The 7,998-nt window shown below is 61.4% G+C and carries 7 protein-coding genes and 2 pseudogenes; 6 read left to right on the forward strand and 3 right to left on the reverse strand.

Annotation, left to right across the window (positions count from 1 at the left end; translation table 11 throughout):
• From AACS18_RS23005 to AACS18_RS02195, 3 genes and pseudogenes are all read right to left on the reverse strand, one after another.
• Nucleotides 1–317 (reverse strand): annotated as a pseudogene (locus AACS18_RS23005) (hypothetical protein); the annotation flags it as partial.
• A gap of 168 nt (nucleotides 318–485) precedes the next feature.
• A complete protein-coding gene (locus AACS18_RS02190) occupies nucleotides 486–953 on the reverse strand; it encodes a hypothetical protein (protein WP_108613600.1) in 468 nt (155 codons plus the stop codon).
• A gap of 54 nt (nucleotides 954–1,007) precedes the next feature.
• The gene (locus AACS18_RS02195; RefSeq protein ID WP_108613601.1) at nucleotides 1,008–2,384 is read right to left on the reverse strand and encodes an aminotransferase-like domain-containing protein; all 1,377 of its coding nucleotides are present in this window, start codon (nucleotides 2,382–2,384) and stop codon (nucleotides 1,008–1,010) included.
• A 115-nt stretch (nucleotides 2,385–2,499) separates the two neighbouring features.
• Here AACS18_RS02195 and AACS18_RS02200 point away from each other — a divergent pair.
• The 6 genes and pseudogenes from AACS18_RS02200 to AACS18_RS02225 all read left to right on the forward strand — a co-directional run.
• A pseudogene (locus AACS18_RS02200) lies at nucleotides 2,500–3,101 on the forward strand (LysE family translocator).
• Nucleotides 3,102–3,226: 125 nt separating this feature from the next.
• Nucleotides 3,227–3,817 (forward strand): LysE family translocator, encoded by a 591-nt coding sequence (locus tag AACS18_RS02205; RefSeq protein WP_005335534.1) that lies wholly within the window; start codon nucleotides 3,227–3,229, stop codon nucleotides 3,815–3,817.
• Nucleotides 3,818–3,943: 126 nt separating this feature from the next.
• Nucleotides 3,944–4,642 carry an aspartate/glutamate racemase family protein gene (locus AACS18_RS02210; RefSeq protein ID WP_108613602.1) on the forward strand — a complete coding sequence of 233 codons (699 nt, stop codon included), beginning with the start codon at nucleotides 3,944–3,946 and terminating at the stop codon, nucleotides 4,640–4,642.
• A 130-nt stretch (nucleotides 4,643–4,772) separates the two neighbouring features.
• Entirely contained in the window at nucleotides 4,773–5,879 is a 1,107-nt protein-coding gene (locus tag AACS18_RS02215; RefSeq protein WP_005335527.1) for a 1-acyl-sn-glycerol-3-phosphate acyltransferase, read from the forward strand.
• A gap of 314 nt (nucleotides 5,880–6,193) precedes the next feature.
• A complete protein-coding gene (locus AACS18_RS02220) occupies nucleotides 6,194–6,664 on the forward strand; it encodes a YhcH/YjgK/YiaL family protein (protein ID WP_108613603.1) in 471 nt (156 codons plus the stop codon).
• 221 nt (nucleotides 6,665–6,885) lie between these two features.
• The coding region (locus AACS18_RS02225; protein WP_258228825.1) for an acetate kinase at nucleotides 6,886–7,998 on the forward strand (1,113 nt) is incomplete at its 3' end.

A 7,998-nucleotide genomic window follows, 5' to 3' on the forward strand; every position in this document is an offset into this window, starting at 1 on the left:
GAGAAGTAGAGATCCGAGGGGAGAAACTCCTGCTCGCTCTGATCGGCATCGAGCAGCAGCAATACGCAACCGGGTTGCAGCAGGCCGAGATAGTGCGCTTCGTGCAGCAGCCGGGCTCCGTCAAGATCCTGCTGCTTGTCCTGCTGACAGATGATGGCGTCGAAGGCGTGCTGTTGCAGCAGGGCCAGCAGGCCACTGCGCTCGTGGTTTGGATGGCTGTGGTAGTGGATCCGGTCGGCGGGTACTCCCTGTTCGGTCAGTTCCCGGGTGATGGCGCTACGGAGCAGGGGATCCTCTTCGAGCAGCAGTATCGTCATGCAGGTACTTCCTGTGAGCAAACCATTAGGTTGATTATGGTAGACCCAAGAGGAACATAGGCACAGCACTCGCTGAGTGAAAAGCTGACAGTAGCCAGCAGGGTGCTGGAAGGCGCACTATGGGCTGTTATTTCAATCGGTTATGCCACCTCTCAGGGCTGCGACCTGTTATTGCAGAGGGCGGACCTGCGTCCCGAAGGGGCAGTCGCTCTGGCGGATCAGCCGCGACCCCTTGCCCTGTTCCCCCAGCCAGCTCAATTCCAGCTTGCCGAGGCGGCCCAGATGGCGCAGCTCGAACTCGTAGCGCTGGCAGAGGTTGTCTTGGGGCAGACTCGCCATCCCCGCTGGCAGTCGGTATTGATAGCGAAGGAGTGGCCCATCTTCCAGCTTGCTGGCCACTGGCACCAGCCCCTCTGGCGTGGGCTGCGGCGCCCCGAGTGCACGGCGCAAACTGAGCGGCGCATCGATCGCCTTTTGATAGTGCAGGCCGTTCATGGCCGCCAGCTCCTCTTCCAGTCGTTGCAACTCCCCTTCCAGTCCATTGAGCGCGGCCCCCAGCTGCTGGTGGGTCGTTGACGAGGCGCAGCCGCCCAGCAACAGGGTGGCAAACAGCAGGGCGGCTCTGATGGGGGGCACGGCATCTCCTTGGCAATGACGATGAAGCGTGAAGGTCAGATCGGCTGGCCCTGACTATAGCAGGGGATTGCTGGGGGGCGTCCCCAGCAGCAGCTGCGCCAGACGGGCCAGCCCTTCGCCGACCTTGGCGTCGGTGGCGGGTTGGCTCAGGCTCAGGCGCACCCCTTGCGGAGCGGCAAACTGACCGGCGGCGAAGTGTTCCCCGCTCGCCACGCCAACGTCAAGGGCATCGGCGGCAGCGGCAAACTGCTGGCTGCGCCAAGGCTCCGGCAGCGGCAGCCAGGCGTGCATGCTGCCCGGCTGCCAGCGGGCGGCGGGCAGCAGGTGGCGCAGCAGTTCACCGCGGCGTTTGAGGATCTCCCGCTGCTGCTCGACCAGCGGCATGATCTGGCGCTGACTGACCATTTTGCAGGCGAGCTCGATCAGCAGCGGGCTCACCATCCAGCTCGACAGCCGCATGGTCTGGGCGAAGGCGCTGCGCAGTGCGGGGGGCGTCAGCACGAAGCCCACCCGCAGGCCGCCGCAGGCGATCTTGGCCAGACTGCCCAGATAGATGACCCGCTCCGGCGCCAGATTGACCAGAGGGATCACAGGTTGCTGGGGCAACAGGCCGTTGACGTCATCCTCGATGATCAGCAAATCGTGGTGACGGGCGATGGCGACGATGGCCTCCCGCCGCGCCAGACTCATGATGGCGGTGGTGGGATTTTGCAGGGTCGGGGTGAGGTAGAGCAGCTTGGCACGGCGGGTGCGGCAGGCGGCGTCCAGCGCCTCGGGCAGTAGCCCCTCCTCGTCCATCGCCAGCCCCACCACCTGATTCTTCAGCTGGCGGGCATTGCCCAGCATACCGGGGTAGCTCAGCCCCTCGCACAGGATGGTTTCCCCCACGCAGTTGGTCGCCAGCAGCGCCAGCATGATGCCGTGCTGGGCGCCGTGGCTGAACAGCAGGCGATCCTCACTGCAGGCCACCCCTTGCTCCGCCAGCCAGTCGACGAACTGCTGGCGCTGATCCGGCCGTCCCGCCTCCTTGTCGTAGCCGAGCAGGGCGTTGAGATCCCCGTCCGCCACTTCCCCCAGCATGGGGCGAATGATGGCCGCCCGATCCAGCTGCACCGGCAGGTTCTGCCACAGCTCGATGCGGTGCCCCTCCTCCTGGCGGATCACCCACTCATTGGCGGGATCTGTGTTCGCTCCCTTGACCCAGGTGCCATGGCCCACTCTGGCGGTCAGCAGGCCGCGCCGCTCTGCCTCGCTGTAGGCGCGGGTGACGGTGCCGACGGTGACACCCAGACGATCCGCCAGGGATCGGTGGGTAGGCAATCGGGTCTGCGGTGGCAGCTCGCCATTCACGATCCCCTGTTCGATCGCTTTGACCAGCTTGAGGTAGAGGGGGCCATCGAAGGCTGCAAGGTCGGGCGTCCAGATTGTCATGGTGACAATAAATCCATTGATCAAAATTTGCTGTCAATATAGCGTGAATTTCAACCTGATAACAACCAAATAGCACACATTGTATCGATACAATGTGGCGGGCAAGGAGTCAAATATGACGATGGAGTGGTATGTCACCCTGTTCGGTTTTGCCGTACTCACCTGCGGTACGCCGGGGCCCAACAACCTGATGCTGACGGCCTCCGGCGCCAACTTCGGGGTGCGCCGTACCCTGCCACATCTGCTCGGGGTAGGGTTGGGGCAGCCGGTGTTGCAACTGGTACTGGCGCTGGGGCTTTATCCGCTGTTCGAGCGCTGGCCCTTGCTGCGGCTCGGTTTGCAGATCTTCGGCAGCCTCTATCTGCTGTGGCTGGCGTGGCGTGGCGTATCGCGGTGGCCGGGGCGCCGGGGGATCCGGCCCGACGCGCCCGTCCGCTGACCATGCTGGAGGGGCTGGGCTTTCAGTTCCTCAATCCCAAGGCGTGGATGATGGGGATCTCCGCCATCAGTCTCTTCAGCCTGCCCGGCGCCAGTTACTGGCCGAGTCAGCTGGCGGTGATGGTCATGTTTGTGCTGGTGGCCCTGCCGGTCTGCTTTGTCTGGGTACTGTTCGGCCATCAGCTGAGCAACTGGATCAGCTCGGATCGGGGCTGGCGGCGACTCAACGGTTCTCTCGGTCTGCTGACGGCGCTCTGCGTGGTGATGCTATGGTATTGAGCCGTGCTGCGCTGATGGAGGTGGTGGCCGAGAAAGAGGCATTTCTGACTTGTCGCCACGGGGTTGGCTCTGCATATTAGAAGGCTTTCCCCATAACGGGGGCGTTGCATCGACAAGAGGTTGAGATGGATCTGAACTGGTTACTGCCCCTGGCGGGGTTTGCCCTGGTTACCTGCGGCACGCCGGGGCCCAACAATATGTTGCTCACCAGCGCCGGGGCGGCGCAGGGTTTTCGCCGCACGATTCCCCTGCTGGTGGGGGTGGTCGGGGGGATCAATCTGATGATCCTCGCCACCGCGCTGGGGCTTGGCGTGGTGTTCGAGAAGGTGCCGCTGCTGCACGATGGCCTCAAGCTTATCGGCTCGGCGTATCTGCTCTGGCTGGCGTGGAAGGTGGCGACCGCCAGCGGCCCGGCCGAGGGCAACCGGCCGCTCATTCCCGCCCATCAGGGGGCCATGCTGCAACTGCTCAATCCCAAGGCATGGATGATGGCGCTCTCCGCCATCAGCGGTTTCACTCTGGCGGGGGAGGCTTACTGGCCCTCTGCGCTCTGGGTGTTGGTGATCTTCTTTATTACCGGCCTCTACACCGGGGCGTTCTGGGTGCTTTTTGGTGCCCAGGTGCGGCAAATCATTCGCACCGCCCGGGGTTGGCGGCGTTTCAATCTTGGCATGGGGCTGGCGACGGCCGCCTGTGTCGGGATGATCTGGATTTAGCCCGGGGTTCGCCCGGGCCTTTACCGGCTGTCTTGTTGGCCCTGCGGGGCCTTTTTTATCTCGTCCGCGTGGCCTTGCCTGCAAGGTGGCGTGGTTCTGCCCTCCCTTGGGATGAAAGGAGTTCCTATGAAATGTATCGGTCTGCTGGGTGGCATGAGCTGGGAGTCCACCGTCAGTTACTATCAGGCGCTCAACCGCGGGGTGCGGGCAAAGCTCGGTGGTTTTCACTCGGCGCGGGTGCTGCTCAATAGCGTCGACTTTGCCGCTATCGAGCGGCTGCAGCATGCCGGTGACTGGCCCGCCACAGCTCGCTTACTGGCGGCGGAAGCGCGCAAGTTGCAGGATGGCGGCGCCGATTTCTTGCTGATCGGCACCAACACCATGCACAAGGTCGCCCCCGAGATAGAGGCCGCCATCGATATCCCGCTGCTCCATATCGCCGATGCCACCGCGGCCAAATTGCAGGCGGACGGGATAACCCGGGTCGGCCTGCTCGGCACCCGCTTCACCATGGAGCAGGATTTTTACAAGGGGCGCTTGCAGGAGCGCTTCGGGTTGGCGGTGCTGGTACCTGATGAGGCCGGGCGGGAGCGGGTACACAGGATCATCTATGACGAGCTCTGTCTGGGGGAGATCCGTGCATCGTCGCGGGCCGAGTATCTGGCCATTATCGCGGGGCTGGCGGCCGCGGGTGCCGAGGCGGTGATCCTTGGCTGTACCGAGATTGCCCTGCTGGTGGGGGCTGCCCGGGCGGCGGTGCCGCTCTACGACACCACTGCCATCCATGCCGAAGCGGCGGTCGCGCTGGCACTGGCATCCGATTAATAAACTGGTCAGATCTCACTATTCATGCTTGTCTCATACCCCTTGCCATAAAAGCGTGTAAAATTGCGCCCTGAATTTTCCCCGGCCAACGCGGGTTGGCTGCGGTTTCCTAGCATGCAAGGCTGACATTGTGACTGAAGTAGATAGATTCGCGGATATTCGCCCCTACCGCGATGAAGAAGTGCCGGCAGCCATCGAACGGCTGATCCAGGATGATGAATTTATCGGCGCCATCGCCAAGTATCGTTTCGGTTCCCTGATGAGCTGGCTGGGTTGGGCCATCCGCCCGCTGATCCGCCTGTTCCTGCGCCGCAAATGGTCAAAAGTGACCACTGTGCATCAGGTTCAGATGGGGGTCACCCGGTACATGTCCCGCATGATCGCTACCTCCACCAAGGGGGTGACCTTCTCCGGGATCGAGCATCTGAAGAAAGAGCAGGGCTATCTGTTTGTCTCCAACCACAGAGACATCGCCATGGACCCGGCGTTCGTCAACTGGGGGCTGCACACCCACGGTTTCGATACCGTGCGCATCGCCATCGGTGACAACCTGCTGCGCAAACCCTGCGCCACCGAGCTGATGAAGCTCAACAAGAGCTTTATCGTCAAACGCTCCGCCAAGGGGCCGCGGGAGATGATGAAGGCGCTCGGCGAGCTGTCTGCCTATATCGGCAATTCGGTTCACGAAGGTCACTCCATCTGGATCGCCCAGAAGGAAGGACGCGCCAAGAATGGCGATGACAAGACAGATCCCGCCATCCTCAAGATGTTCTACGTCGACGGCAAGAAGCAGAAGATCGACTTCGTCGACTACATGCGCAGCCTCAATATCGTGCCGGTCAGCATCAGCTACGAGCTGGACCCCACCGACAAGGCGAAGGCGCGCGAGCTCTACGAGAAGTCGGTCAACGGCAGCTACGAGAAGGGCGAGTTCGAGGATATCGAGAGTATCGTCGCCGGTATCGTCGGCATGAAGGGGCGGGTACACGTCTCCTTCGGTGCCCCGATTACCGAGGGCTTCAGCGATCCGGACGAACTGGCCGCGCTGATCGACAAGGCGATCTGGAGCAGCTACCACCTCTTCCCCAGCAACTATCTGGCGGCAGATGTCTCCGGCAAGGCCAACACCATCGAACAGGCGGCCTTCCTGACCCGTCAGTCAGAGGTGCCGGAAGAGCACAAGGCGATCTGGCGGGCCATGTACGCCAAACCGGTGGAAAACGCCAAAAAGGCTTGAATGAAACCGGTTGTTAAACGGTTTTGCGAAAAAAACGGGCGCTGATGCGCCCGTTTTTGCGTCTGGTCAAAGTCGAGGGGGAAAGGGTGGTGAATAATATGGTTTCAGCTGGTACGATCACTATGAAAATGGGATTATGTCTCTTGGCAAGGTGCTGACGAGTGTGTAACAGTGCCCATATAGCTGAACATGAGCAAAAGCTCTAAACCGGTTTGCACGGATTGCAGACGGCATTATTGAAGGACCTGTCACAGGTCCTTTTTCATTGGCTGGCAAAGATGCCGCCCAGATATACCTAACAGGAAACAGACGCCATGATCACCGGTAGCCTGAACACCCTGCAGCGGACGCCGCTGCCCGCCCCGCTGGCCCGCATTATGGCTGAGGTGGTGAAGAGCGTGGCTCACTGGGGTGACGCTCCGCTCGGCAAGACCGAGATCGATGGCCTCAATCTGTTCTGTCTGGTGAGCGAAGATCTGACCGAGCCAGCCGCGGATCGCCGTGGCGAATTCCATCAGCAGTATCTCGATATCCAGTTGCTGCTGCGCGGTGAAGAGTGGATAGGTGTGGGCCCCCACGACTACGTGAGCGACGGCGCCGACCATCCCCATCCCGACCTCTGGTTTGTCGAGGACGAGCAGACCAGCTATCTGGCGCTGCAACCGGGCGATTTCGCCATCTTCTGGCCGGGCGAGCTGCACCGCCCGCTCTGTACCTTCAACCAGCCCGCCAAGGTGAAGAAGCTGGTGGTCAAGGTACACAAGGATCTGCTGGCTATCGCCTGAGCATTCCCATTGAGGCGAGCCCTGCGCAGCTGATGCGTTGAGACTCGCAAGCATTGAAACCAGTGATACGCACCACAGGTTGCGATGACTCTTTCAAGAGCAAGAATTGAAAAATTGGACGCACCCTCCTGCGACCATAAGCCCCCGGCAGGGGAATCCCATCCTCTTTTGGATGACACGACACTGTCGGCATAAAGCCGAAGCACAGGAAGATGTAGAAAATGAGCAAGTTGGTATTGATCCTTAACTGCGGTAGCTCTTCCCTGAAATTTGCCGTAATGGACGCCGAAACAGGTGAGGACATGCTGTCCGGCCTGGCCGAATGCTTCAATCTGGATGATGCACGTATCAAATGGAAACTCCACGGGGTCAAGGGCGAAGCCATGCTGGGAGCGGGTGCCGCTCACCAGGAGGCCCTCGACCATATCGTGGGTCACATCCTGCCGCAGGATCCGACTCTTGCCGAGCAACTGGTGGCCATCGGTCACCGAATCGTACACGGTGGCGAGCAGTTCTCCCGTTCCGTGCGTATCGATGACGGCGTGATCGCCGGTATCGAAGCCGCCATTCCGTTCGCCCCGCTGCACAACCCGGCGCACCTCATCGGTATTCGCGCCGCGCTGAAAGTGTTCCCGCAGCTGTCCGAGAAGAACGTGGCCGTGTTCGACACCGCTTTCCACCAGACCCTGCCGCAAGAGGCCTACCTCTATGCGCTGCCGCACAAGCTCTACCGCGAACACGGTATTCGTCGTTACGGTGCCCACGGTACTTCTCACCGCTACATCGCGGAAGAAGCCGCGAAAGAGCTGGGCAAGCCGTTGAATGAACTGAACATCATCAACTGCCACCTGGGTAACGGTGCCTCTGTCTGCGCCATCAAGAACGGCGAATCCGTTGACACCTCCATGGGTCTGACTCCGCTGGAAGGTCTGGCGATGGGTACCCGCTCCGGTGATATCGATCCGGCCGTAGTCTTCTTCATGCACGACCAGCTCGGTTACAGCGTGGAGCAGATCAACCACACCCTGACCCGTGAGTCCGGTCTGCTGGGGATGACCGAAGCGAGCAGCGACTGCCGCTACGTCACCACCAACTACGCCACCGACGCCGGTGCCAAGCGCGCGCTGGATGTCTTCACCTACCGTGTGGCCAAGTATGTCGGCGCCTATGCTGCTGCGATGGACGGTCGTCTGGACGCCGTGGTCTTTACCGGCGGTATCGGTGAGAACGCAGCCATGGTGCGCGAGATGGTGCTGGCGCGTCTGGCGCTGTTCGGCTTCAAGGTGGACAAAGAGGCGAACAACGCTGCCGTACTGGGTGGCGAAGGTCGTATC

This window comes from Aeromonas sp. HMWF015 (assembly GCF_963878965.1).
GTDB lineage: Bacteria > Pseudomonadota > Gammaproteobacteria > Enterobacterales > Aeromonadaceae > Aeromonas > Aeromonas veronii.

What these genes read in the sequence shown, in the direction of transcription:
- AACS18_RS02195 (WP_108613601.1), bottom strand. Translation starts at nt 2,384, where the DNA reads ATGACAATCTGGACGCCCGACCTTGCAGCCTTCGATGGCCCCCTCTAC.
- AACS18_RS02205 (WP_005335534.1), top strand. Translation starts at nt 3,227, where the DNA reads ATGGATCTGAACTGGTTACTGCCCCTGGCGGGGTTTGCCCTGGTTACC.
- AACS18_RS02210 (WP_108613602.1), top strand. Translation starts at nt 3,944, where the DNA reads ATGAAATGTATCGGTCTGCTGGGTGGCATGAGCTGGGAGTCCACCGTC.
- AACS18_RS02220 (WP_108613603.1), top strand. Translation starts at nt 6,194, where the DNA reads ATGATCACCGGTAGCCTGAACACCCTGCAGCGGACGCCGCTGCCCGCC.